The organism is Pseudomonas sp. IT-93MI4 (assembly GCF_949767635.1).
GTDB lineage: Bacteria > Pseudomonadota > Gammaproteobacteria > Pseudomonadales > Pseudomonadaceae > Aquipseudomonas > Aquipseudomonas putida_A.
In genome coordinates this window covers 75,862-99,095 of record NZ_CATKPP010000003.1, presented here as the reverse complement: position 1 = coordinate 99,095, position 23,234 = coordinate 75,862, and the positions used below count along the sequence as shown (strand labels likewise).

Genomic DNA, 23,234 nt, shown 5'->3' with positions numbered 1-23,234 from the left:
CCATGCACAGCCTCGCCCGCATCTCCGTCATCACATTGGCCTTGAGCATGAGCGCATGTGCGGTGCACCGGCCGGAACCGACCACCAACCTACCGCCGATCCCGCCGTCACAACCGAGCCCGACCCCGTCGACCTCGCCGACCCCGGGCAAAAGCATCCCGGCCAAACCGTCCAAGCCAGTCCCGCGCACCTCAGCCAGCTTCGCCCCACCACCGGGCGGCAACAGCCACTGGGACCAGAAGCTCGGCGTCTACGTCCTCGACGACCAGCCCAACACCTTCTACCGCCAGCGCACCTACTTCCGCTGGAACAACGGCTGGACTCGCTCCGTCAGCCCCAACGGCCCTTGGGAAGACACCGATATCCACGGCGTACCGCCGGGGTTGGGCAAACAGTTCGGGCAGTGATGAACAAACGGCGATCTCTGGATCGCCGTTTTTTTGTGTGTTGCCGGGCATTGATGATGTCCCTGTAGGAGCTGGCGAAGCCTGCGATCTTTTGATTAGCTGTTTTTCACAATCCGCTGGTCAACAACCCCTGCACATAATCCACAAACTCCCGCGCCTTCGCACTGACCATCCGCCCCGTGGGAAACACCGCCCACAAGTCCTGATCCGGCAAACGCCAGTCACTCATCACCGCCCTGACCGCACCGCTTGCCAGCTCCGGGGCGAACATCCATTGCGAGGCGATGGTCAGGCCCTGGTCGGCCAGCACGGCTGCACGCAAACCCTCGGCGGCGCTGACCCGCAGGCGGCCGGTGAGGGTTTGCGTCTGTTGTTCGCTGCCCTGAGTGAAGGTCCAGGTGGCGCCGCCGCTGAGGTTGTAGACGATGCCTTGGTGCTTATCCAAATCGGCAGGGCAGCTCGGCTCGCCGTGGCGGGCGAAGTAGGCCGGGGTGCCGAGCACTACGCGGCGACAGTCGGCGATTTTACGCACGGTGAGGCTGGAGTCGCTGAGCGGGCCCATGCGCAGGGCGACGTCGATACCTTCTTCGACCAGATTGATATTGCGGTCATCGAGCATCAGGTCGATGTTCAGCTGTGGATGCTGCTCGAGAAACGGCCCCAGCTGCGGCACGACGTGCAGGCGGCCGAAAGTCACCGCAGCGCTGATCCGCAGGTTGCCGCTTAAACCGCTGGCGCTGCCACGGGCGGCGTTATCGGCTTCGTTGGCTTCGTCGATGGCGCGTCTGGCCCGTTCGAAAAACGCGAGTCCGGCTTCGGTCGGGGTCAGGCCGCGAGTCGAGCGCAGCAACAGGCTGACCGCCAGGCGTTTTTCCAACTGAGCGATGGTTTTCGACACGGCGGGCTGGCCGATATTCAGCCGTCGGGCGGCGGCGGAAAAGGAGCCGGTTTCGACCACGTAGACGAAGGTTTCCATGGCGGCGAGGCGGTCCATCATTCTTCCTGCAAATCTGAAAGTTGTCGTAGTCCCCTTGTGGGAGCGGGCTTGCTCGCGAAAGCGGTCTGACATTCAGCACATGTATTGGCTGATCCAACGCCTTCGCGAGCAAGCCCGCTCCCACAGGGAATAGGGTGCTGAGTGTAATCCGCGTCCATTCAATCACATGCGGTAAAACAACCAAACGTCGTCCTGCAGATTTATGTGCTTGAGTAAAGATAACTCTAGGGTTACTTTTATTCGGCCGAAGCAAGGAGGCGGTAGGTGCAAAGCAGGCTATTGATCAAGGAGCTGGAGGAGGCAGGCTGGACGCTGGATCGAGTCACCGGCAGTCATCACATCTTCACGCATCGTTACAACCCGTACACCATTCCCGTTCCTCACCCTAAAAAGGATTTGCCGCTGGGGACGGTCAAAAGCATCAGGAGGCGTGCCGGGTTGTACCACCCGCCAGCCAGCTACAAGGGAGATCCATAATGCAATATCCGATCTGCATCGAATGGGGTGACGACAACACCGCCATCGGTATTCAGATACCTGACATTCCCGGCGCCGTCACGGCCGGGGACACTTTCGAGGACGCCTATAACGCAGCCGTTGAAGTCGCCCATCTCATGTTGCAGGAGATGGCGGCGGACGGGGAATCGATTCCGATGCCGACGTCGGCAGCGGCCCATCGCAATAATCCGGAGTTTGCCGGCATGGGCTGGGGGATGCTCGAGCTGGATATCTCGCCGTACATGGGCAAGACCGAGAAGGTCAACGTGACGTTGCCAGGCTATGTGATACAGCGCATCGATCGCTATGTGCGTGAACACAATGTCAAAAGCCGCTCTTCGTTTCTGGCGGATGCGGCGATGGAAAAACTGGTTCGGTATTAAGCGTCTTCGCTCCCACAGGCCCAGTGAGCAACCTGTGGGAGCGAGCCTGGATGCCTATGCCGTTGCCAAAGAACCACGCTGCGAAGCACTCAAAAACCGCAACAGCGCCAGCAGCGGGAACGCGCTGCCGACAATCACGATCCACAACCAGCCGCCATGCTCATACACCGCACTGGCAACCGACGAGCCGAAGGCGCCGCCGATGAAGATGCTGGTCATGTATAGCGCATTCAGGCGACCACGGCTTTTGGCGTCCAGCGAGTAGACCGCGCGCTGGCCGAGAACCATGTTCATCTGCACGCAGAAGTCCAGTACCACGCCGGTCACCGCGAGGCCGATGACGCTGTAGGCCGGGTGAATGAAGGCCGGCAGGAAGCTCAGGCTGGCGAACAGCATGGCCAGCAAGGAAGCGATGCGGGTGTGGCCAGCGTCAGCCAGGCGTCCGCTGATCGGCGCGGCGATTGCACCGATGGCGCCGACCAGCGCGAAGATCGCGATCTCGCTTTGCGACAGGCCATGGTTGCGCGCCAGTTCCAGCGGCACCGCTGTCCAGAACAGGCTGAAGGTGGCGAACATGCAGCCTTGATAAAACGCCCGCTGACGCAGCACCGGTTGTTGGCGCAGCAGCGTCCACAGTGAGCCGAGCAACTGGCCGTAGGACGCGCTGTGATCCGGTTGGCGCTTGGGCACGGTCAGCGCCAGCACCACGCTGATCGCTGCCATCAACGCCGCAGCAATCATGAACATCGCACGCCAGCCGAAATGGTCAGCCACCACGCTCGACACCGGTCGCGCCAGCAGAATGCCCAGCAACAAGCCGCCCATGATCCCGCCGACCACCCGGCCCCGGGATTCTTCCGGCGCCAGGTGCGCGGCCAGCGGAATCAGGATTTGCACCGACACCGAACTGAAGCCCACCAGCAACGAGATCAGCAAAAACACATTCGGCTGGCTGGTGAACGCTGCACCGAGCAGGCTGGCAATCGCCACTACAGTGGTGATGATCATCAGTCGGCGGTTTTCCAGCAGGTCGCCCAGCGGCACCAGGAAGAACAGGCCCAGCGCATAACCGATCTGCGTCAGCGAGACGATGAAGCTGGCCATGGTGTCGGAAAGACCAATGTCCGGCGCGATCAGCCCGATGATGGGTTGCGCGTAGTAAATGTTGGCGACGATCGCGCCGCAGCAGAAGGCGAACAGCAGCACCATGCCTCGGGTCATTGCGTGAGTTGTGGCGTTCATAAGGTTTCTCGATCCAGCGAAAGGGAATGCGGTGAGGCTAAGGGACGCACCGAAGCGGCGGTAGAAGCCTTGTATCGATATCAGTTATTCCGTTGCGGAATGATTGGCTTCAACGGCGGTGTCGTCCATCGGCGAACCTTGCGTCCGGCCGGGGAGGGCTGATGATACATTCACTTACATCTTCTTCGATAGCGTGCTTATGTTTACCGCTGCGCTTTTACTGTTCATCACCGGAGGATTGCCATGTTGCGCCAGCTGCTGCGTCACACCACCACGATTGCCTTGATCGGCCTACTCAGTGCCAATGCGGTGCAGGCCGCTGATGCTCCCGGTATGCGTCTCGGCGTGCGCGGTGAGATCACCGGGGCCAGCGCCGATTCGCTGAAAGTCCACGTCAACAGCGGCGAGAATGTGGTGATCCGGTTGACTGCGGACACCAAGGTGCGTGCCGTCACGCTGGCGAATATCGAAGACATCAAACCCGGCAGCTACATTGGCTCGGCCGCCATGCCGCAGGAAGATGGCACGCTCAAGGCAATGGAAGTGCACGTATTCCCGCCGGAACTGGCCGGCAGCGGTGACGGTCATCGGCCATTCGACCTGGCCAAGGGCAGCAGCATGACCAATGGCAGTGTCGGTGATCTGGTGGTCAGCAATGGCCGGGTGCTGACCGTCAACTACAAGGGCGGGCAGCAGAAGATTCTGGTACCGGAGGACGTGCCGATCGTCAACCTGACGCCGGGGGATCGCAGCTTGCTCAAGGTCGGGGTGAAGATTGTCAGCTTCGTGACCCAGGACGCAGACGGCACGTTGACGGCGCAATCGATTTCCGCCGGCAAGGATGGCGTGACCCCACCGATGTAACTGGCTGACAAACAATCCCCTGTGGGAGCGGGCTTGCTCGCGAAGGCGGTGTGTCAGTCAAATACATGTATCTGACACACCACCTTCGCGAGCAAGCCCGCTCCCACAGGGGGAAGTGTGGTGATTTCCAATGCCCACAAAAAAGGCGACCTGTAGAGGTCGCCTTTTTCGTTACGGCCTAAGCCTTACTGGCCGGTATAAATCTGATCAAAGATCCCGCCATCATTGAAGTGGGTCTTCTGCACCGAACGCCAGTCACCGAAGGTCTTTTCAACCGACAGGAAGTCGACTTTCGGGAAACGGTCGGTGTACTTCGCCAGCACTGCCGGGTCCCGTGGACGCAGGTAGTTAGCGGCGGCGATTTCCTGACCTTCCGGCGACCACAGATATTTCAGGTATTCATCGGCGGCGGCGCGGGTGCCTTTTTTGTCGACCACTTTGTCGACCACCGACACCGGTGGTTCGGCCTCGGCGGAGACGCTCGGGTAGATCACTTCAAACTGATCGCGACCGAATTCGCGAGCGATCATCTCGGCTTCGTTCTCGAAGGTCACCAGCACGTCGCCGATCTGGTTGGTCATGAACGTGGTGGTCGCGGCGCGGCCACCGGTATCGAGCACTGGCGCTTGCTTGAACAGTTTGCCGACGAAGTCCTTGGCCTTGTTCTCGTCACCGCCATTTTTCAGCACGTAGCCCCAGGCCGAGAGGTAGGTGTAGCGGCCGTTGCCCGAAGTTTTCGGGTTCGGCACGATCACTTGCACGCCGTCCTTGAGCAGGTCCGGCCAGTCTTTCAGGGCTTTCGGGTTGCCTTTGCGGACGATGAACACGGTGGCCGAGGTGAACGGTGCGCTGTTGTTCGGCAGGCGGCTGACCCAGTTTTCCGGCACCAGTTTGCCGTTGTCGGCGAGGGCGTTGATGTCGGTCGCCATGTTCATGGTGATGACGTCAGCCGGCAGGCCGTCGATCACCGAACGCGCCTGCTTGCTCGAACCGCCGAAGGACATTTGCACGGTGATGTTTTCGTTGTGCTCGGCCTGCCAGTGTTTCTGGAACGCAGTGTTGTAATCCTTGTAGAAATCGCGCATCACGTCATAGGAGACGTTGAGCAGGGTCGGTGCGGCTTGAGCCACGCTGCCAAAGGCAAGACCGGCGGCGAGAAGTGAGGCGCCAAAGAGTTTTTTCACTGCGCATTCCTTGTTGTGTCGGTGATAACGGTCGGGGGTGATACCGTTTTGCCAGCGACTATAGCCGGGCTGGCATAGTCGTTTAAAGATTAAAAAGCTCTGTGCTTATTCCACTTTCTTAAACAGCTGACTGCCGCACCGCGAGCAAAACGCTGCGTTCTGTTCATGGCTGTTTTTCTTGCAAATCGGGCAGTCATGTTGCAGCTGTTCGCCGCGCATGGCGTTGGCCAGTTCTGCAGTGAAAATCCCGGTGGGCACGGCGATGATCGAGTAACCGGTGATCATCACCAGCGACGAAATCACCTGGCCCAGCGGGGTCTTCGGCACGATGTCGCCGAAGCCGACGGTGGTCAACGTCACAATAGCCCAATAGATGCCTTTGGGGATGCTGGTGAAGCCATGTTCCGGGCCTTCGATCACGTACATCAGGGTGCCGAACACCGTCACCAGGGTGCAGACGCTGACCAGAAACACCACGATCTTCTGCTTGCTGCCACGCAGCGCCGACATCAGGTAGTTGGCTTGCTTGAGGTACGGGCTGAGCTTGAGCACGCGGAAAATCCGCAGCATCCGAATGATGCGGATGATCAGCAGGTACTGCGCATCGCTGTAATACAGCGCGAGGATCCCCGGCACGATCGCCAGCAGGTCCACCAGTCCGTAGAAACTGAAGGCGTAGCGCAACGGTTTCGGTGAGCAATACAGGCGCAGGATGTATTCACCGAGAAAAATGACGGTGAAGCCCCACTCGATGTAGGCCAGCACATCGGCGTAGTTCTGGTGAATGCTGTCGATGCTGTCGAGCATCACCACCACCAGGCTGGCGAGGATGATCAACAGCAAGGTGCCGTCGAAGCGCCGCCCGGCGAGCGTGTCGCTCTGGAAAATCATCACGTAAAGCCGTTCGCGCCAACTGTTGCTGCTGTCCATGGATAACGCCTGAATTGAAGATCAGCGCAGCCTAGGTTGATTGTCCCCCTGTGCGCAAGGCGTGGCGTCGACGGCCGCTTTGCCAAGCATCTGGATCCCGGCGCGGATCAGCCAGCAAGCGAGGATGAACGGCGCGGTCAGCGTCGCCAGACCGAGAGCGACGAACAGCGGGGTGACCAGCAGCGCAAGGACGATGCCCAGCAGCGGCAACCACGGTTGCTGGCGCTGCGCACTGAAGGCGAGGGCGGCGAGTACCGCGTTGTAACTGCCCAGTCCCAGCAATGCCGCGCCGGTTTCGTGGTGCAACAGACTGGACGCAAGGCCGATGGCTGACGCGAATAATGCCCAGCAAAAGGCGCGGCGATCAGCGATCAACAAGCCAATGGCGATCAATGCGCCGGCCAGTGGATGATCAAGGAACATCACCTGACCCAGTCCACGCAACTCAGCGGCGAGCAAATTCAGCGTGTTCATCTCGATGTGCGCTGTCGGCGCGGACGGCTCGGCGAACAGCAGCAGGATCCAGCCGATGGCCACGAATGGCGAGGTGTAGGCCGGTATCGATCGACTGCGGTAAACGTGTTTGAGCCATTGCTGAGTGAGCATCGCACTGACGCCGCCAGCCGCCAGAATCAGCGGCGGCAGCAGCGGTGACCAGGGGAAATACAGACTCAGCAACAAGCCGAGCAGCACGCCGTTGTAGCTGAACAAACCGGCCTGACGATCAGCCTTGGCATAGTTACGTCGCTGTGCAGTGAGCAATCCAGCGACCGCCCCGAGCAGCGCGCCGGCAAACAGCACCGGCGCAGTGAGCAGGATCGCCAGCAGGCACAACAGGCCGCATAGCGGGTGGCGCTTAAGGAATATCTGACTGAAACCGTTGAGCAAAGCCTCGGCCCAGTCGGGGCAGTGGGTGTTGAAATGATTGGCAGGCATGGGCAGTTCTGAAAGTCAGTGAAACCGAGTTGCCTTCTTCGCCAGCAGGCTGGCTCCCACATTGAATCTTTGTTCAGTCATTGAGTTTGTGATGCACACAAATCAACTGTGGGAGCGAGCCTGCTCGCGAAGAGGCCGGTACAGGCGCTAAATCAATGTTTCAATCCGTAGCGAGTTAGTCGAACCAGGCTGCCCGAACGGCACCCCCGCAGTGATCAGCAAGGTATCGCCACGCTCGGCCATGCCTTGCGCCTGGGCGATTTCCAGGGCGGTCGAACACACCTCATCGACCTGACGCAGACGATCGTTGACCACCGAATGAATGCCCCACGCCACGCTCAAGCGCCGCGCGGTCTGCAGGTTCGGCGTCAGGTTGAGGATCGGCGCTTTCGGCCGTTCCCGCGCGGCACGTAATGTCGAGGCGCCCGATTCGCTGTAGTTGACCAGCACCGCCACCGGCAGCACGTTGCTGATGCGGCGGATCGCGCAGCTGATGGCATCGGACACCGTTGCCTCGGCTTTCGGTCGGCTGACGTCGAGTTGAGTCTGATAGTCCGGACCGTTTTCCACTTGGCGAATGATCTTGCTCATCATCTGCACCGCTTCCAGCGGGTATTCACCGGATGCGGTTTCCGCCGAAAGCATCACTGCGTCCGCGCCTTCAGCCACAGCGTTGGCCACGTCAGTGACTTCAGCACGGGTCGGTGCCGGGGAGAAGCGCATCGATTCGAGCATCTGCGTCGCCACCACCACCGGTTTGCCGAGTTCGCGGCAGGTGCTGATGATGTTTTTCTGGATCTGCGGCACGCTTTCCGCCGGCACTTCGACACCGAGGTCACCGCGAGCGACCATGATCGCGTCGCTCAGCTCGGCGATTTCGCGCAGTTGTTCAACCGCTGACGGCTTCTCGATTTTCGCCATCAGAAAGGCCTTGTCGCCGATCAGTTCGCGGGCCTCGAGAATGTCTTGCGGACGTTGCACGAACGATAGCGCCACCCAGTCCACGCCCAGCTCCAGACCGAAGCTCAGGTCGCGGCGATCCTTGGCGGTCAGCGGGCTCAAATCGAGCACCGCCTGCGGCACGTTCACGCCTTTGCGGTCCGACAGTTCGCCACCGTTGAGCACGGTGGTGTCGATCGCGTCGGAGTATTTGCTGACCACGCGCAGGCGCAGTTTGCCGTCATCCAGCAGCAGATCCATGCCGGCTTCCAGCGCGGCAATGATCTCCGGATGCGGCAGATTCACCCGGCGTTCATCGCCGGGTGTGGCGTCCAGATCGAGGCGGAACGCCTGACCGCGATGCAGTTGCACCTTGCCGTCGGCGAACTTGCCGACGCGCAGTTTCGGCCCCTGCAAATCCATCAGGATCCCCAGCGGATAGTTGAGCTGGCGCTCGACTTCGCGGATCCACTGATAGCGCTTGGCGTGGTCGGCGTGATCGCCGTGGCTGAAGTTCAGGCGGAAGATGTTGACCCCGGCCTCGACCAGTTCACGGATGTCTTCGATGCCATCGACGGCAGGCCCGAGGGTGGCGAGGATTTTGACCTTTTTATCAGGCGTCATGATTTGCAGTTCTCAAGGATCAGGATGGCGCGGAAGTCGTTGACGTTGGTGCGGGTCGGCTCGGTGACGATCAGCGCATCGAGCGCCTCGAAGTAACCGTAACCGTTGTTGTTATCCAGCTCGTCGCTGGCGCTCAAACCGAGGGCGGCGGCGCGGGCGTAGCTGTCCGGGGTCATGATTGCGCCGGCGTTGTCTTCCGAACCGTCGATGCCGTCGGTGTCGCCGGCCAGCGCGTAGACGCCGGGTTGGCCCTTGAGGCTGTCGGTGAGGCTCAAGAGGAATTCGGCGTTGCGTCCGCCACGACCATTGCCGCGCACGGTCACGGTAGTTTCGCCGCCGGACAGAATCACGCACGGCGCTGCCAGTGGCTGCCCGTGATTGATGATCTGCCGAGCGATGCCGGCGTGGACCTTCGCCACTTCACGTGACTCACCTTCGAGGTCGCCAAGGATCAGTGTGCTGAAACCGGCCTGACGACATTTCACCGCCGCTGCATCCAGCGATTGCTGCGGGCGGGCGATCAACTGGAAATGGCTGCGAGCGAGGCTCGGATCACCGGGTTTGACCGTTTCCGATTCCGCGCTTTGCAGCCAGTTGCGCACCGACGCCGGGACTTCAATGTTGTAGCGCTTGAGGATCGCCAGCGCTTCGGCAGAAGTGCTCGGGTCGGCCACGGTCGGGCCGGAGGCGATGACCGTGGCGAGGTCGCCCGGTACATCGGAAATTGCGTAGGTGTAGACGGTGGCAGGCCAGCAAGCCTTGCCGAGGCGGCCGCCCTTGATCGCCGAGAGGTGCTTGCGCACGCAGTTCATCTCGCCGATGGTCGCGCCGGATTTAAGCAGGGCTTTGTTGATCGACTGCTTGTCGGCCAGGGTGATGCCTTCGGCTGGCAGCGCGAGCAGGGCAGAACCGCCGCCGGAGAGCAGGAAGATCACGCGGTCGTCTTCAGTCAGATTGCTGACCAGTTCCAGCACGCGTTTGGCCACGGCCAGACCGGCAGCGTCCGGTACCGGATGCGCGGCTTCGACCACTTCGATTTTTTCGCACGGAGCGCCGTGACCGTAACGGGTCACCACCAGACCGGATACTTCACCCTGCCAGCAGCGCTCGACCACCTGCGCCATGGCGGCTGCGGCCTTGCCGGCACCGATGACGATCACCCGACCGCTGCGATCAGCAGGCAGATGGGCTTCGAGGACTTGGTTCGGATGGGCCGCGTCGATGGCTGTGGCAAACAGCTCGCGCAGCAGTTGTTGCGGATCGACCGACATGGCGGGCTCCCGGAATTCTTGTTATTCGAAAGGGCAACTCGGACCCCTTGTGGGAGCGAGCCTGCTCGCGAAGGCGGTGTGTCAGCCAACATCGATGTTGAATGTGCAACCGTTTTCGCGAGCAGGCTCGCTCCCACAGGGTTTTGTGCAGGCTTTATTTTTTGTCGCGAATCGAGAAGTTGGCCATGTGTTCCAGACCCTTGATCAGCGCCGAGTGGTCCCAGTTGCTGCCACCGATGGCCGCGCAGGTGCTGAACACTTGCTGGGCGTTGGCGGTGTTCGGCAGGTTGATGTTCAGTTCCTTGGCACCTTGCAGGGCCAGGTTCAGGTCCTTCTGGTGCAGGCTGATACGGAAGCCCGGATCGAAGGTGCCTTTGATCATGCGCTCGCCGTGCACTTCGAGGATCTTCGACGAAGCGAAACCGCCCATCAGCGCTTCACGCACCTTGGCCGGATCAGCACCGTTTTTCGAAGCGAACAGCAGGGCTTCAGCCACGGCCTGAATGTTCAGCGCGACGATGATCTGGTTCGCCACTTTGGCGGTCTGACCGTCGCCATTGCCACCGACCAGGGTGATGTTCTTGCCCATGGCCTGGAACAGCGGCAAGGCGCGTTCGAAGGCATCGGCATCGCCACCGACCATGATGCTCAGGGTCGCAGCCTTGGCGCCGACTTCACCACCGGATACCGGGGCGTCGAGGTATTGCGCGCCTTTCTCGTTGATCTTCTTGGCGAAGGCCTTGGTGGCGGTCGGCGAGATCGAGCTCATGTCGATCACGACTTTGCCTTTGCCGATGCCGGCAGCAACGCCGTCGGCGCGGAACAGCACGTCGTCGACCTGTGGGGTGTCCGGGACCATGACGATGATGAATTCGGCTTCCTGCGCCACTTCGCGCGGGTTGGCCAGAGCGACGGCGCCAGCGGCGACCAGATCGGCTGGAGCGGCGTCGTGGTGCGCCGACAGGAACAGGCTGTGACCGGCTTTCTGCAGGTTCGAAGCCATTGGGTGGCCCATGATGCCGGTGCCGATAAATCCGATTTTAGCCATGAGAAAATCCTCTTGTTTTTGTCTTGCTCAAGCGAAATAGGGGGTGTTGCTTTGGGTGGGAGCGGGCTTGCTCGCGAATGCGGTGGAACATTCAATATCCGTGTTGACTGAACCACCGCATTCGCGAGCAAGCCCGCTCCCACAGGTTTTTTTGCAGTGTTCTTAAATGGCGTTGTGGGTTTTCAACCAGCCAAGACCCGCTTCAGTGGTGGTCAGCGGCTTGTATTCGCAACCCACCCAACCCTGATAACCAATGCGATCCAGGTGTTCGAACAGGAACCGGTAGTTGATTTCACCGGTGCCCGGTTCGTTGCGCCCCGGGTTGTCCGCGAGCTGCACGTGGTTGATCTCGGCCAGGTGCGATTGCAGGGTGCGAGCCAGATCGCCTTCCATGATTTGCATGTGATAGATGTCGTATTGCAGGAACAGATTGGCGCTGCCGACCTGCTCGCGAATCGACAGGGCTTGCGCCGTGTTGTTCAGGTAGAAGCCCGGGATGTCGCGGGTGTTGATCGCTTCCATCACCAGTTTGATACCCGCCGCCTGCAGCTTGTCGGCTGCATATTTGAGGTTGGCGACGAAGGTTTTTTCCACGGTGGCATCGTCCACGCCTTGCGGACGGATACCGGCCAGGCAGTTGACCTGGGTGTTGCCCAGCACTTGCGCGTAGGCAATCGCCAGATCGACCCCGGCGCGGAACTCTTCAACGCGATCCGGCAGACACGCGATTCCGCGCTCGCCCTTGGCCCAGTCACCGGCCGGCAGGTTGAACAGCACTTGGGTCAGACCGTTGGCATCGAGCCTGGCCTTGATTTCGGCAGAGCTGAAGTCGTACGGGAACAGGTATTCCACACCACTGAAACCGGCCTTGGCGGCGGCGTCGAAACGGGCAAGGAAATCCTGTTCGGTGAACAGCATGGACAGGTTGGCAGCGAAACGCGGCATGGTGGTCTCCCGTAAATCTTGTGAGGATCCCCCTTGTGGGAGCGGGCTTGCTCGCGAAAGCGTTGGGTCAGTCAACATCGTTGGCGGATGTGAAATTGCTTTCGCGAGCAAGCCCGCTCCCACAGGGAGAGCGGTCAGCAGTTAATCAAGCAACGAAATCGCCGTTGGCGCGTCGTTGCCGACCAGTGCCAGGTCTTCGAATTCGTTGACGGCGTTGATCTCGGTCCCCATGGAGATGTTGGTCACACGCTCCAGGATGATCTCGACAATCACCGGTACCTTGAACTCTTCGATCATCTGTTCGGCCTTGCGCAGGGCAGGGGCGATTTCCGATGGTTCGAACACCCGCAGCGCTTTACAGCCCAGGCCTTCGGCGACTGCGATGTGGTCGACACCGTAACCGTTGAGTTCCGGCGCGTTCAGGTTATCGAAGGACAGCTGCACGCAGTAGTCCATTTCGAACCCGCGCTGGGCCTGACGGATCAGCCCCAGGTACGAGTTGTTCACCACGACGTGGATGTAAGGCAGTTTGAACTGAGCGCCGACCGCCAGCTCCTCGATCATGAACTGGAAGTCATAGTCCCCCGACAGGGCCACGACTTTCCGGCTCGGATCGGCCTTGACCACGCCCAGCGCTGCCGGAATGGTCCAGCCCAACGGGCCGGCCTGACCGCAGTTGATCCAGTGACGCGGCTTGTAGACGTGCAGGAACTGCGCGCCGGCAATCTGCGACAGACCAATGGTGCTGACGTAGCAGGTGTCTTTGCCGAACACCTGGTTCATCTCTTCGTAAACGCGCTGCGGCTTGACCGGCACGTTGTCGAAGTGGGTCTTGCGGTGCAGGCTGGCCTTGCGCTGCTGGCAATCCTGCAGCCAGGCGCTACGGTTTTTCAGCTTGCCGGCGGCTTGCCATTCACGGGCGACTTCGATGAACACGGTCAGCGCGGCAGCGGCGTCGGAGACGATGCCCAGATCCGGAGTGAACACGCGGCCGATCTGCGTGCCTTCGATGTCAACGTGAATGAACTTGCGGCCTTCGGTGTAGACATCCACCGAACCGGTGTGGCGGTTGGCCCAACGGTTACCGATACCCAGTACCACGTCGGATTTCAGCAGCGTGGCGTTGCCGTAACGGTGCGACGTCTGCAGACCGACCATGCCGACCATCAGCGGGTGATCGTCCGGGATGGTGCCCCAGCCCATCAGGGTCGGGATCACCGGAATACCGGTCAGTTCAGCGAACTCCACCAGCAGATCGCTGGCGTCGGCGTTGATGATGCCGCCGCCGGCCACCAGCAATGGACGCTCGGCCTGATCAAGCAGGGCCAGCGCCTTCTCGACCTGAACGCGGGTCGCGGTTGGCTTGGCCAGTGGCAGCGGCTGGTAGGCGTCGATGTCGAATTCGATTTCTGCCATCTGCACGTCGAACGGCAGGTCGATCAGCACCGGGCCCGGGCGGCCGGAGCGCATTTCGTAGAAGGCCTTCTGGAACGCGTAAGGCACCTGGCCCGGTTCCAGAACCGTGGTCGCCCACTTGGTGACGGGCTTGACGATGCTGGTGATGTCGACCGCCTGGAAGTCTTCCTTGTGCATACGGGCGCGGGGTGCCTGGCCGGTAATGCAGAGGATCGGAATCGAGTCGGCCGAGGCGCTGTAGAGCCCGGTGACCATGTCGGTACCGGCCGGGCCGGACGTGCCGATGCACACGCCGATGTTGCCGGCCTTGGTGCGGGTGTAACCCTCGGCCATGTGCGACGCGCCTTCGACGTGGCGAGCGAGGACGTGATCGATGCCACCGACTTTCTGCAGGGCGGAGTACAGCGGGTTGATCGCAGCACCCGGAATGCCAAAAGCGGTATCAACCCCTTCACGGCGCATCACCAGAACGGCGGCTTCGATTGCTCTCATTTTGCTCATGGTTTTGTGCCTCTTTACGTTTTGTAATTGTATACAAGTGGCTTTGCGCAGAGTGTATTCACGGCGGACGGCGCAGGTCAATCCATTTTCTCAAGCGCCTGTTTCATTCGTCGTAAGCCCGGTTCTGCTGTGGCTTTTCGTCGCATGTGGCGCTTTTCGATAATTATTGTATACAAAAAAATAATTCATTGTGTTCTATTTGTGGCATCGGGCTGCGGCACTTGAGCGCAGCCCCACGACTTTCCCAATAACAAAATGAGGACGGCACCATGAGCGCTTTAACCTTGAAAGTCGCAGTCAACCTGGTCAACCAGGCCATCAGCACCGGGCGCGGGATCAACGCCGCGCCGCTGACCATCGCGGTACTCGATACCGGCGGCCACCTGATCACCCTGCAACGCGAAGACGGCGCCAGCCTGCTGCGCCCGAACATCGCCATCGGCAAAGCCTGGGGCGCCATCGCCCTGGGCAAGGGCTCACGCCTGCTGGCGCTGGACGCCCAACAACGCCCGGCCTTCATCGCCGCACTCAACAGCATGGGCCAGGGCAGCGTCGTCCCGGCCCCGGGCGGGGTGTTGATTCGTGATCAGGCGGGGAATGTGCTGGGGGCGATCGGGATCAGCGGCGATCTGTCGGATATTGATGAGCAGGTGGCGATCAAGGCTGTGGAGGCACTGGATTTGAGGGCGGATGCGGGGGTGGCTGCTTGATTTTGTAGCGGATGATTAACCGCCTTCGCGAGCAGGCTCACTCCTACAAGGGATCTTGGTTGGACACAAAATGTCTGAACACCACAAACCCCTGTAGGAGTGAGCCTGCTCGCGATAGCTCTCTCCCAGAAACATCCAGCCAAGAGTCTGTCCCATCAACTTGAGCACGCAGAACTAGTCTTCTCATGAGCTGATCATGGGAGGCAAAGGAATGCCTGATCTACCCGCTGCACACCGATTGCGAGCCGGTCGCTATGCCGAGCCCAATCGAATCTACCTACTGACGACCAACACTCTTGATCGCAAACCGATCTTTGCCGATTTTGCTTTGGGCCGATTGGTGGTTCATCAATTTCGCCGTGCACAAGATCTCGGCTTGGCGAACTCACTGGCGTGGGTGGTAATGCCAGATCATTTTCATTGGTTAATCGAATTACAGAGCGGGTCTTTGAGCGAACTGATGCAAAAGACCAAGTCGCTAAGTACCAAAGCGGTGAATCAGGCTACCGGTAGAAATATTGGCCTCTGGCAAAGAGGGTTTCATGACCGGGCACTGCGGCGGGAGGAGGATTTAGTGAAGATGGCAAGGTATGTCGTCGCCAACCCTTTGCGGGCTGGACTGGTGGAGAGGCTTGGCGACTATCCGCTGTGGGATGCCATTTGGGTTTGAGCCGAAACCGTGTCGCCTCGATCGCGAGCAGGCTCACTCCTACATTTGGAATGCGTTTCCCTGTAGGAGTGAGCCTGCTCGCGATGGCGTCAGCGCGGTCTCACTGATCCGGCTCACACCCCTTCAACACCAGCCGGATAATCGTCTGCGCCGCCGCCTCGTAATCCGCCTCGTCCAGCTTGTCCTTGCCGGTTACAGCAGAGATCTGCCAGTCGAAGTCGGCGTAGGTCTGGGTCGCGGCCCAGATGCTGAACATCAGGTGGTTGGGGTCGATCGGGGCGATCTGGCCGCGGTCGATCCAGCTCTGGATGCAGTCGATGTTGTGCTTGGCCTGGCTGTTGAGCTGCTCGACCAGGTCGGCGCTCAGGTGCGGAGCGCCGTGCATGATTTCGCTGGCGAACACCTTGGAGGCGAAGGGCAGGTCGCGGGAGATGCGGATCTTCGAGCGGATGTAGCCGCTGAGCACTTCGCTCGGTACGCCGTCCGGGTTGAACGGGGTCGAAGCCTGCAGGATCGGCACGATGATGCTTTCCAGGACCTCGCGGTAGAGGTTTTCCTTGGATTTGAAGTAGTAGTAGACGTTGGGCTTGGGCAATCCTGCCTTGGCGGCGATGTCGCTGGTTTTGGTCGCAGCGAAGCCCTTGTCGGCAAATTCCTCACTGGCGGCACGCAGGATCAGTTCTTTGTTGCGCTCGCGGATTGTGCTCATAAACCCGGTGGTTCCTTGCCTGTTCTGGCGGTTGCGCATGGTAGCACCGGCCTCGCGCACGGCTCAAGAATGCCCCGTGTGGCCTGCAGTCGCGGTATGCTGCGCGACATTATTCACATAAGGAAACAAGATTCATGGCAGGAAGCAGTTTGCTGGTGCTGATCGACGATATTGCCACCGTTCTGGATGATGTGGCGTTGATGAGCAAAATGGCCGCGAAGAAGACCGCCGGCGTACTCGGCGACGATCTGGCGCTCAATGCCCAGCAAGTCTCCGGGGTGCGCGCCGAGCGGGAAATTCCGGTGGTCTGGGCGGTCGCCAAGGGCTCGTTCCTCAACAAGCTGATCCTGGTGCCCTCGGCCTTGGCGATCAGTGCGTTTGTGCCGTGGCTGGTGACGCCGCTGCTGATGGTCGGTGGCGCGTACCTGTGTTTCGAAGGTTTCGAGAAACTCGCGCACAAGTTCCTGCACAGCAAGGCCGAAGTTGATGCCGACCACGCGCAATTGAGCGCGGCGGTGGCCGAGCCGACCACCGATCTGGTGGCTTACGAGAAGGACAAGATCAAAGGCGCGATCCGCACTGACTTCATCCTCTCGGCGGAAATCATCGCCATTACCCTTGGTACCGTGGCCGACGCATCGCTGACCCAGCAAGTGATCGTCATGTCGGGCATCGCCATCGTCATGACCGTGGGGGTTTATGGCCTGGTGGCCGGCATCGTCAAACTCGACGATCTAGGCCTGTGGCTGACACAGAAATCGGGTGCGGCAGCAAAAAACATCGGCAATGCAATCCTGCGCGCCGCCCCGTACATGATGAAAGGCCTGTCGGTGATCGGCACGGCGGCAATGTTCCTCGTCGGTGGCGGCATCCTCACCCACGGCATTCCCGTGGTGCATCACTGGATTGAAAGTGTCGGTGTGGCGGCCGGTAGCGCCGGGTTCGCAGTCCCTGTGCTGCTCAATGGCGTGGCGGGGATCATCGCGGGCGCGGCAGTGCTGGCGGTGGTTTCGGTGGTCGGTAAAATCTGGCGCACGATCAAAGGATAAACACATCACCCCTGTGGGAGCGAGCCTGCTCGCGAAGGCGTCGAGTCAGCCACCCCCTTCGGGTCTGAGACACCGCATTCGCGAGCAGGCTCGCTCCCACATTGGATTTCAGTGATCCATGAAAAAGGGCCATTCGACTCGCATCGAATGGCCCTTTTTTGTTGTCGCTGAGGTTACTCGGCGATCTGCAGCTTGCGCGACTCGGTGTAGACGTAACGCACTTTCTCGTACTCGAACGGCGAGTTCATCTGACCGTAGCGGAAGTTGGTCTGGTAGCGCTTGTCGACCGCACGCAGGGCCCAGATTTCCGGGTGGTTGGAGCTGACTTCCGACACGTTCAGGTAGTTGATCGCCGATTCGGCGGTGTAGTCCACGGCGAGGCCGGCGGTGTCGCGAATGTTCGACGGGCCGAGGATCGGCAACACGAAGTAGGCACCGCCCGGTACGCCGTAGAAGCCCAGGGTCTGACCGAAGTCTTCGCTCTGGCGCGGCAGGCCCATGGCGGTGGCCGGATCCCACAGACCGGCAATGCCGATAGTGGTGTTGAGCAACAGGCGCGCGGTGGTTTCCATCGAGCGCTTGCCCTTGAACTGCAGCAGGCTGTTGACCAGGTTCGGCACGTCGCCAAGGTTGTTGAAGAAGTTGCTCACCCCGGTGCGCAGGAAGCTTGGCGTCACGTAGCGATAGCCGTCGACCACCGGCAGGAACACCCATTGGTCGAAGCGGTAGTTGAAGTGGTAGACGCGGCGGTTCCACGACTCCAGCGGGTCGTAGACGTTGAGTGCGTTGAGCGTCGAGCGCTCGAACTCACGCTGGTCCAGCCCCGGGTTGAACTTGAGTTTGGACAGCGGCTCCTTGAAGCCGTCGCTATCGACCACCACCGGCGCGTTGGCTTTGCTGTTGTCGGCCTGGGCCACGCCTGCACTGAGGAGCGCTGCAATCAGCAGGAGATATTTAGCCACGGAAAAACTCCAGCATGGCGTCGCTGTTGACGCGGTAGTTAAGGTTGCCGCAATGGCCGCCCAGTGGGTAAACGGTCAGGCGATCGCCAAAGGTCTTGCGCAGGAAACCGAGGTCGCCAGGGCCGAGGATCACGTCATCAGCATTGTGCATGACGGCGATTTTCGGGCTGTCGTGCAGGTAATCCTTGAGTGCGTACAGGCTGACCTGATCGATCAGTTGCAGCAGGCTGCCGCCGTCAGTGCGCGCGCGCCACATCGGAATCACTTGTTCGGTCAGGTAGCAGTCGAAGTCGCATTGCAGCGCACGCTTGAGGAACGGCGTGAGGCTGGTGCCTTCGGTGATCGGGAATTTCGGCGGGGTGATCAGGCCACGACGGTTGATCAGGTCGGAGGTGAAGGCAATGTCGGCCGCCGAGAAACGGAACGAAGTGCCGATCAGCATCGCCATCTGTTCGTTGGTCAGGTGCTGCTTCGACTGCTGGAAGTCGTAGAGCAGGGCGTCATTGAGGTCGATGTAGCCTTTCTGCTGGAAGTAGCGGGTCAGCTTGTTCAGCACCAGTTCATAGAAGGTGGTGCTGTTGTTGATGCCCTTTACTTCGGTCTGCACCAGTTTGTCGAGGTTGCTGATCGAGGTGTAGAGGTTGACCGGCGGGTTGAGCAGCAGCACTTTCTTGAAGTTGAAGCTGCGTCGGGTCTCGTCCAGATGCGCGACGAACGCGGCATCCAGCGCGCCGAGGCTGTAGCCGCTGAGGTAGTACTCGGTGACCGGCAGTTTTGGATGCTGCGCACGCACGGCCTGCATCACCCGGTACATGTCTTCGGCGTCTTCCTTGGTGATGCCCGGGGTGGCGAAGCGTGAAGCGGCGCTGATGAAGTCGAAGCTGGTCGGCGACGACAACTGCACGACGTGGTAGCCGGCCTTGTAGTAGAGCTTCTTCAGGTACTCATTGAGCGTGCTGTCATAGCGCGCACCGGTGCCGGCGATCAGGAAGATCAGCGGCGCCGGTTTGTCCTGCTCGGCGATGCGGTAGGTGAGTTTTTTCACCGCCCAGAAATTGTCCGGGAGGATGAAGGCCCGTTCCGGGCGCAGGGTGATGCTGTGGTCGGACTGATTGATCTCGTCGTTCGACGGCAATTCCGGGCGCAGGTCCGGTGGCGTGGTGGCGATGGTCGCCTCGAACGGGTTGGTCAGGGGATAGCCATAACTGGCGGCATCGATATCCACCGCCAGTGCGGACGCACTCAGAATAAGGCCGCTGAACAGCGCGGCGAAGCGCAAGGAACGGAGCATGACTGGATCCCTTAAAGGAAGGTGCCGAATGAAGTTCGCAGGCTATGACCACCGGGCTTGCGCCAAAGTGCCATGCCTCGGCACCAAACAGGCAGAATTCGGAGTAATAGTAGCTGGACGATACACTTTGCAAGGCGCGGATGACCAGTTAACAGTTGTTAGTGCTTGCCAATGCGTGCGGGCAGATTAAGCTGGCCGCCGATTTCGTTGATTGGAGAGATTCATGTCCCACCGCTTGCCCGTGATTCTGTTGCTCGTGCTGTTGCCGCTGTGGCTGGCCGCCAGTTATGGCGTGCGTTATGGCTTCATGGAAGATGGGCAGTGGGTCGGCATCTGCGTCGATGAGGCGAGCCGCTGGGAGTGCACGGTGCGCTCGAACCTGGGGCTGATGATTCACTTCAAGGTGCTGGGCTGGACGGCATTGGGCGCAGCGCTGCTCGGTTTTGTGCTGCCGGGACGGGCAGGGTGGTGGCTGGCGGTGCTGGCGCTGGTGTTCGGGCTGCCGGCGCTGGCGTTGTACAACACGACGTTGGCGGTGTTTGCGCTGGTGATTGGCGGATTGCGGTTGGTCCGGGCATCCCGTAGCGCCTAAGAGTCAGCCTTCGCGAGCAAGCCCGCTCCCACATTCGATTGCATTCCAACTGGAGGAACCCGATTAAATGTGGGAGCGGGCTTGCTCGCGAAGGGGCCAGACTGGCCTCGGGAGATCAGCCTTTGCGAACCCGCAGGCAGCGCCACAGCGCCGCCGCCATCAACCCACTGACCAGCGCCCAGCCCCACGCCTGCTGATTCAACAATCCCTCTTCATACAACTGCGGCGCAATGCCGGCACCGATGATAACGGTCAGCAGGGCAATTTCCCGGCGCGGTACGCTGACCGGACGGCATACGTACACCAGCGCCGGCAGAATGAACGCCATGCTGGCGAAACTGCGATAACGCGCGTCGAACACCATCTCCAGCATCATCACCGCCGCCGCAAATCCTGCTGCCGCAACCAGCCAGCCAGCGCGGCGTTCCAGCAGATTGAACGCGCGTTCACGCCAACCCTGACGGTTGCTCAAGGTCAGCGCGGCATGCGCCAGCACCAACAGATTCAACGCTGTCAGCAAGCCGACCCACAGCCATTCGCTGGCAAACCGCGTGGTCACTCGCGCCAGATCGCCCCAGGCGCCGATAGAGCAGGCTGCAACTGCCGCAAGCAGGGGCAGAACCAACGCCGATTGCGTGGTGCGAACCCGGCCGCCGAGTAGCAGCGTGCCGAGGAAAATCAGCCCACCGACGCCCAGCCATTCCTTCCAGTACGGCACATTGGTCACTGGCCCGGCGAGCACGCCCTTGTCCTGGCGATCGGCGTCGAACAGGCCCCAGTAACCGCCGACCGCACCTTCGCTGCCCCGTTTCCATGGCTGGTCGAACGCTTCGATCAGGTTGTAATGCCAGCCTTCCTTCTCGGCCATCGCGACAAAACCGCGAATGAACTTGGCCTCGTTGACCCGGCTCGGCAGGGCGGTCTCACGCTGGCGGCCTTCACTGGGCCAGCCGGTCTCGCCGATCATCACGTCCTTGGGCGCGAATTTGTTGCCGAACACCTGACGCGCATCCGCCACGTGTTGCAGAGCGACGTCGATGTTTGACGGATCATCTTCCCAGTACGGCAGCAAATGAATGGTCAGGAAATCCACCGCCGGCGCGACTTCCGGGTGCTTGAGCCAGAACTCCCAGACATCGGCATAGGTGACCGGTTGCTTGACCTGGCTTTTGACCTTGTTGATCAGCTTCGCCAGTTGCGCGCCGGTGACTTCCTTGCGCAGCAACGCTTCGTTGCCGACGATCACCGCGCTGACCACATCCGGGTTGGCGTTGGCCGAAGCAATCAGCAGGTCGACTTCTTTCTCGGTGTCCGCCGGGTTGCTGTTGACCCAGGCGCCGATCATCAACTTCAGACCGTGCTTGCGCGCCAGTTGCGGCAGGGCTTCGAGGCCGGTCATCGAGTAGGTGCGGATGCATTCGAAGCGCGTCGCCAGCAGGGCGAGGTCGGCGTCCATGCGCGCCGGGCGCAGCTTGAACGGCACGTCGAACGGCGACTGGTCCTTGTCGAATGGCGTGTAGGAGGCGCATTGCAACTTGTGCGTCGGGGTCGCGGCGTCCGGCAGGATCACCGGTTTGCCGAGGCCGTACCAGAAGCCGCCAAGGGCAAACAGGCCGAGCAGGCAGGCGAAGAGATAAGGAACAAACGGGAAGCGGGAAGTCGCGGACATGGTTAGGCCGAGTGGCTGCAAAGCGACGCATGTTACCTGCATTTATCCGCGGGTTGGTGGCCTGCATGATTTGCACATGCAAAGTTCGGGCGGATTGTCTGGCGCCAATTATTCAGAGGTGATTAATGGCCTTCTGATGTCGTTTCTCGGTGTATTGAGGTCGCTGACAGAGCAGGTCGCTGCGGGCGTCAGGCCGATGATCGAAAGCGTCAGTACTCCACTGGCATTCGAGCGAGTTTGCGGTCAGGCGTGATGGGGGCGCTGTGCACCATAACAATACGTTGACGATGCCCGGCATCCGTCGGGCGCAGCATTTCGGGGAAGTAAACGATGAAGATGCGACGACTTTTAGGCGCAGGTGCCGCTCTGGTGCTTGCGATGAGTTCCACATTCGCCAGCGCTGAAAAACAGACCCTGAACATCGGTTACGTTGACGGCTGGTCCGACAGCGTCGCGACCACCCACGTGGCGGCCGAGGTGATCAAGCAGAAACTCGGCTACGACGTGAAGCTGCAAGCCGTCGCCACCGGGATCATGTGGCAGGGCGTGGCCACCGGCAAACTCGACGCGATGCTCTCGGCATGGCTGCCGGTGACCCACGGCGAGTACTGGACGAAGAACAAGGATCTGGTCGTCGATTACGGCCCGAACTTCAAGGACGCGAAAATCGGCCTGATCGTGCCGGAGTACGTCAAGGCGAAATCGATCGAAGACCTCAAGACCGATGACACCTTCAAGAACCGCATCGTCGGCATCGACGCCGGTTCAGGCGTGATGCTCAAAACCGATCAGGCGATCAAGGATTACGGCCTGGACAAATATACGCTCAAGGCCAGTTCCGGCGCCGGCATGATTGCCGAGCTGACCCGTGCCGAGAAGAAGAACGAATCGATTGCCGTCACCGGTTGGGTGCCGCACTGGATGTTCGCCAAGTGGAAACTGCGCTTCCTCGACGACCCGAAAGGTGTGTATGGCGCGGCTGAAACCGTGAACAGCATCGGCAGCAAAGAACTCGCGACCAAGGCTCCGGAAGTCGCCAAGTTCTTGAAAAACTTCCAGTGGGCGTCGAAAGACGAGATCGGCGAAGTCATGCTGGCCATCCAGGACGGCGCCAAGCCTGAGGCGGCGGCCAAGGATTGGGTCGCCAAACACCCGGATCGCGTGGCTGACTGGACCAAATAACCCAAAATCGCTTCGGTTCACCGCACATCCTGTGGGAGCGGGCTTGCCCGCGATAGCGGTCTGTCAGTCAACTGATTAGTTGGCTGATACGACGCCATCGCTGGCAAGCCAGCTCCCACATTTTTTTTGTGTGCTGAAAATTGGCGAAAACGTCATGTCGTTCTAATACTAAGGTCGTCTGGAACCCTTTCCGCAGCCGCATACAGTGGATACGT

At 60.4% G+C, this 23,234-nt stretch carries 23 protein-coding genes; 9 read left to right on the top strand and 14 right to left on the bottom strand.

Annotated features, from left to right (window positions below):
• The first annotated feature begins 2 nt into the window (after positions 1 to 2).
• Positions 3 to 407, top strand: coding sequence for a hypothetical protein (locus tag ACM6I7_RS02590; RefSeq protein ID WP_134785764.1), 405 nt, complete (start codon positions 3 to 5; stop codon positions 405 to 407).
• Between the two features lie 106 nt (positions 408 to 513).
• Here the strand turns inward: ACM6I7_RS02590 and ACM6I7_RS02585 are convergent, their stop codons facing one another.
• Positions 514 to 1,401 carry a LysR family transcriptional regulator gene (locus ACM6I7_RS02585; RefSeq protein ID WP_414887904.1) on the bottom strand — a complete coding sequence of 296 codons (888 nt, stop codon included), beginning with the start codon at positions 1,399 to 1,401 and terminating at the stop codon, positions 514 to 516.
• 267 nt (positions 1,402 to 1,668) lie between these two features.
• Here ACM6I7_RS02585 and ACM6I7_RS02580 point away from each other — a divergent pair, with 267 nt between their 5' ends.
• Positions 1,669 to 1,881: a type II toxin-antitoxin system HicA family toxin gene (locus ACM6I7_RS02580; protein WP_027613935.1), complete on the top strand. Its 213-nt coding sequence runs from the start codon at positions 1,669 to 1,671 to the stop codon at positions 1,879 to 1,881.
• Entirely contained in the window at positions 1,881 to 2,285 is a 405-nt protein-coding gene (locus ACM6I7_RS02575; RefSeq protein ID WP_414887903.1) for a type II toxin-antitoxin system HicB family antitoxin, read from the top strand. Before ACM6I7_RS02580 ends, ACM6I7_RS02575 begins: the two co-directional genes overlap by 1 nt.
• A 54-nt stretch (positions 2,286 to 2,339) precedes the next feature.
• Here ACM6I7_RS02575 and ACM6I7_RS02570 read toward each other — a convergent pair whose 3' ends face one another.
• A complete protein-coding gene (locus tag ACM6I7_RS02570; protein ID WP_003222953.1) occupies positions 2,340 to 3,527 on the bottom strand; it encodes an MFS transporter in 1,188 nt (395 codons plus the stop codon).
• A 243-nt stretch (positions 3,528 to 3,770) separates the two neighbouring features.
• Here ACM6I7_RS02570 and ACM6I7_RS02565 point away from each other — a divergent pair, with 243 nt between their 5' ends.
• Positions 3,771 to 4,391, top strand: coding sequence for a DUF5666 domain-containing protein (locus ACM6I7_RS02565; RefSeq protein WP_150367863.1), 621 nt, complete (start codon positions 3,771 to 3,773; stop codon positions 4,389 to 4,391).
• A gap of 185 nt (positions 4,392 to 4,576) precedes the next feature.
• Here ACM6I7_RS02565 and ACM6I7_RS02560 read toward each other — a convergent pair whose 3' ends face one another.
• From ACM6I7_RS02560 to gcl, 8 genes are all read right to left on the bottom strand, one after another.
• Positions 4,577 to 5,575, bottom strand: coding sequence for a sulfate ABC transporter substrate-binding protein (locus tag ACM6I7_RS02560; protein ID WP_027613937.1), 999 nt, complete (start codon positions 5,573 to 5,575; stop codon positions 4,577 to 4,579).
• A gap of 105 nt (positions 5,576 to 5,680) precedes the next feature.
• Positions 5,681 to 6,505, bottom strand: coding sequence for an ion transporter (locus ACM6I7_RS02555; protein WP_096796239.1), 825 nt, complete (start codon positions 6,503 to 6,505; stop codon positions 5,681 to 5,683).
• A gap of 21 nt (positions 6,506 to 6,526) precedes the next feature.
• Complete coding sequence (locus ACM6I7_RS02550) at positions 6,527 to 7,441, bottom strand: urea transporter (RefSeq protein ID WP_414887902.1); 915 nt, start codon at positions 7,439 to 7,441, stop codon at positions 6,527 to 6,529.
• Between the two features lie 147 nt (positions 7,442 to 7,588).
• Positions 7,589 to 9,004, bottom strand: a complete 1,416-nt coding sequence (gene pyk, locus ACM6I7_RS02545; RefSeq protein ID WP_007961656.1) for a pyruvate kinase — start codon at positions 9,002 to 9,004, stop codon at positions 7,589 to 7,591.
• Positions 9,001 to 10,275 carry a glycerate kinase gene (locus ACM6I7_RS02540; RefSeq protein ID WP_247842887.1) on the bottom strand — a complete coding sequence of 425 codons (1,275 nt, stop codon included), beginning with the start codon at positions 10,273 to 10,275 and terminating at the stop codon, positions 9,001 to 9,003. Before ACM6I7_RS02540 ends, pyk begins: the two co-directional genes overlap by 4 nt.
• A gap of 154 nt (positions 10,276 to 10,429) precedes the next feature.
• On the bottom strand, positions 10,430 to 11,323 hold the full coding sequence (locus ACM6I7_RS02535) for a 2-hydroxy-3-oxopropionate reductase (protein WP_003222962.1): 894 nt from the start codon (positions 11,321 to 11,323) through the stop codon (positions 10,430 to 10,432).
• Positions 11,324 to 11,485: 162 nt separating this feature from the next.
• Positions 11,486 to 12,268, bottom strand: a complete 783-nt coding sequence (gene hyi, locus ACM6I7_RS02530) for a hydroxypyruvate isomerase (RefSeq protein ID WP_096796235.1) — start codon at positions 12,266 to 12,268, stop codon at positions 11,486 to 11,488.
• 141 nt (positions 12,269 to 12,409) lie between these two features.
• On the bottom strand, positions 12,410 to 14,185 hold the full coding sequence (gene gcl / locus ACM6I7_RS02525) for a glyoxylate carboligase (RefSeq protein ID WP_096796234.1): 1,776 nt from the start codon (positions 14,183 to 14,185) through the stop codon (positions 12,410 to 12,412).
• Between the two features lie 269 nt (positions 14,186 to 14,454).
• On the opposite strand from gcl, the gene ACM6I7_RS02520 reads away from it, so the two are divergent.
• Both ACM6I7_RS02520 and ACM6I7_RS02515 read left to right on the top strand, forming a co-directional pair.
• Positions 14,455 to 14,895: a GlcG/HbpS family heme-binding protein gene (locus ACM6I7_RS02520; RefSeq protein ID WP_003222968.1), complete on the top strand. Its 441-nt coding sequence runs from the start codon at positions 14,455 to 14,457 to the stop codon at positions 14,893 to 14,895.
• A 211-nt stretch (positions 14,896 to 15,106) separates the two neighbouring features.
• Positions 15,107 to 15,565 (top strand): REP-associated tyrosine transposase, encoded by a 459-nt coding sequence (locus ACM6I7_RS02515; RefSeq protein WP_414887901.1) that lies wholly within the window; start codon positions 15,107 to 15,109, stop codon positions 15,563 to 15,565.
• A gap of 100 nt (positions 15,566 to 15,665) precedes the next feature.
• On the opposite strand, the gene ACM6I7_RS02510 is transcribed toward ACM6I7_RS02515, so the two are convergent.
• Positions 15,666 to 16,274: a TetR/AcrR family transcriptional regulator gene (locus ACM6I7_RS02510; protein ID WP_034151540.1), complete on the bottom strand. Its 609-nt coding sequence runs from the start codon at positions 16,272 to 16,274 to the stop codon at positions 15,666 to 15,668.
• 134 nt (positions 16,275 to 16,408) lie between these two features.
• Between ACM6I7_RS02510 and ACM6I7_RS02505 the strand changes: the two genes are divergently transcribed.
• A complete protein-coding gene (locus tag ACM6I7_RS02505) occupies positions 16,409 to 17,323 on the top strand; it encodes a DUF808 domain-containing protein (protein WP_414887900.1) in 915 nt (304 codons plus the stop codon).
• 173 nt (positions 17,324 to 17,496) lie between these two features.
• Here ACM6I7_RS02505 and ACM6I7_RS02500 read toward each other — a convergent pair whose 3' ends face one another.
• The gene (locus ACM6I7_RS02500) at positions 17,497 to 18,285 is read right to left on the bottom strand and encodes a VacJ family lipoprotein (protein WP_007969640.1); all 789 of its coding nucleotides are present in this window, start codon (positions 18,283 to 18,285) and stop codon (positions 17,497 to 17,499) included.
• Complete coding sequence (locus tag ACM6I7_RS02495) at positions 18,278 to 19,576, bottom strand: serine/threonine protein kinase (protein ID WP_027613946.1); 1,299 nt, start codon at positions 19,574 to 19,576, stop codon at positions 18,278 to 18,280. The genes ACM6I7_RS02500 and ACM6I7_RS02495 overlap by 8 nt, the downstream gene beginning before the upstream one ends.
• A 223-nt stretch (positions 19,577 to 19,799) precedes the next feature.
• Here ACM6I7_RS02495 and ACM6I7_RS02490 point away from each other — a divergent pair, with 223 nt between their 5' ends.
• Complete coding sequence (locus ACM6I7_RS02490; protein WP_414887899.1) at positions 19,800 to 20,168, top strand: hypothetical protein; 369 nt, start codon at positions 19,800 to 19,802, stop codon at positions 20,166 to 20,168.
• 115 nt (positions 20,169 to 20,283) lie between these two features.
• Here ACM6I7_RS02490 and ACM6I7_RS02485 read toward each other — a convergent pair whose 3' ends face one another.
• Positions 20,284 to 21,879: a glycosyl hydrolase family 17 protein gene (locus ACM6I7_RS02485; RefSeq protein ID WP_414887898.1), complete on the bottom strand. Its 1,596-nt coding sequence runs from the start codon at positions 21,877 to 21,879 to the stop codon at positions 20,284 to 20,286.
• A gap of 288 nt (positions 21,880 to 22,167) precedes the next feature.
• Between ACM6I7_RS02485 and ACM6I7_RS02480 the strand changes: the two genes are divergently transcribed.
• The gene (locus tag ACM6I7_RS02480) at positions 22,168 to 23,019 is read left to right on the top strand and encodes a glycine betaine ABC transporter substrate-binding protein (RefSeq protein ID WP_098967873.1); all 852 of its coding nucleotides are present in this window, start codon (positions 22,168 to 22,170) and stop codon (positions 23,017 to 23,019) included.
• Positions 23,020 to 23,234: the final 215 nt, after the last annotated feature.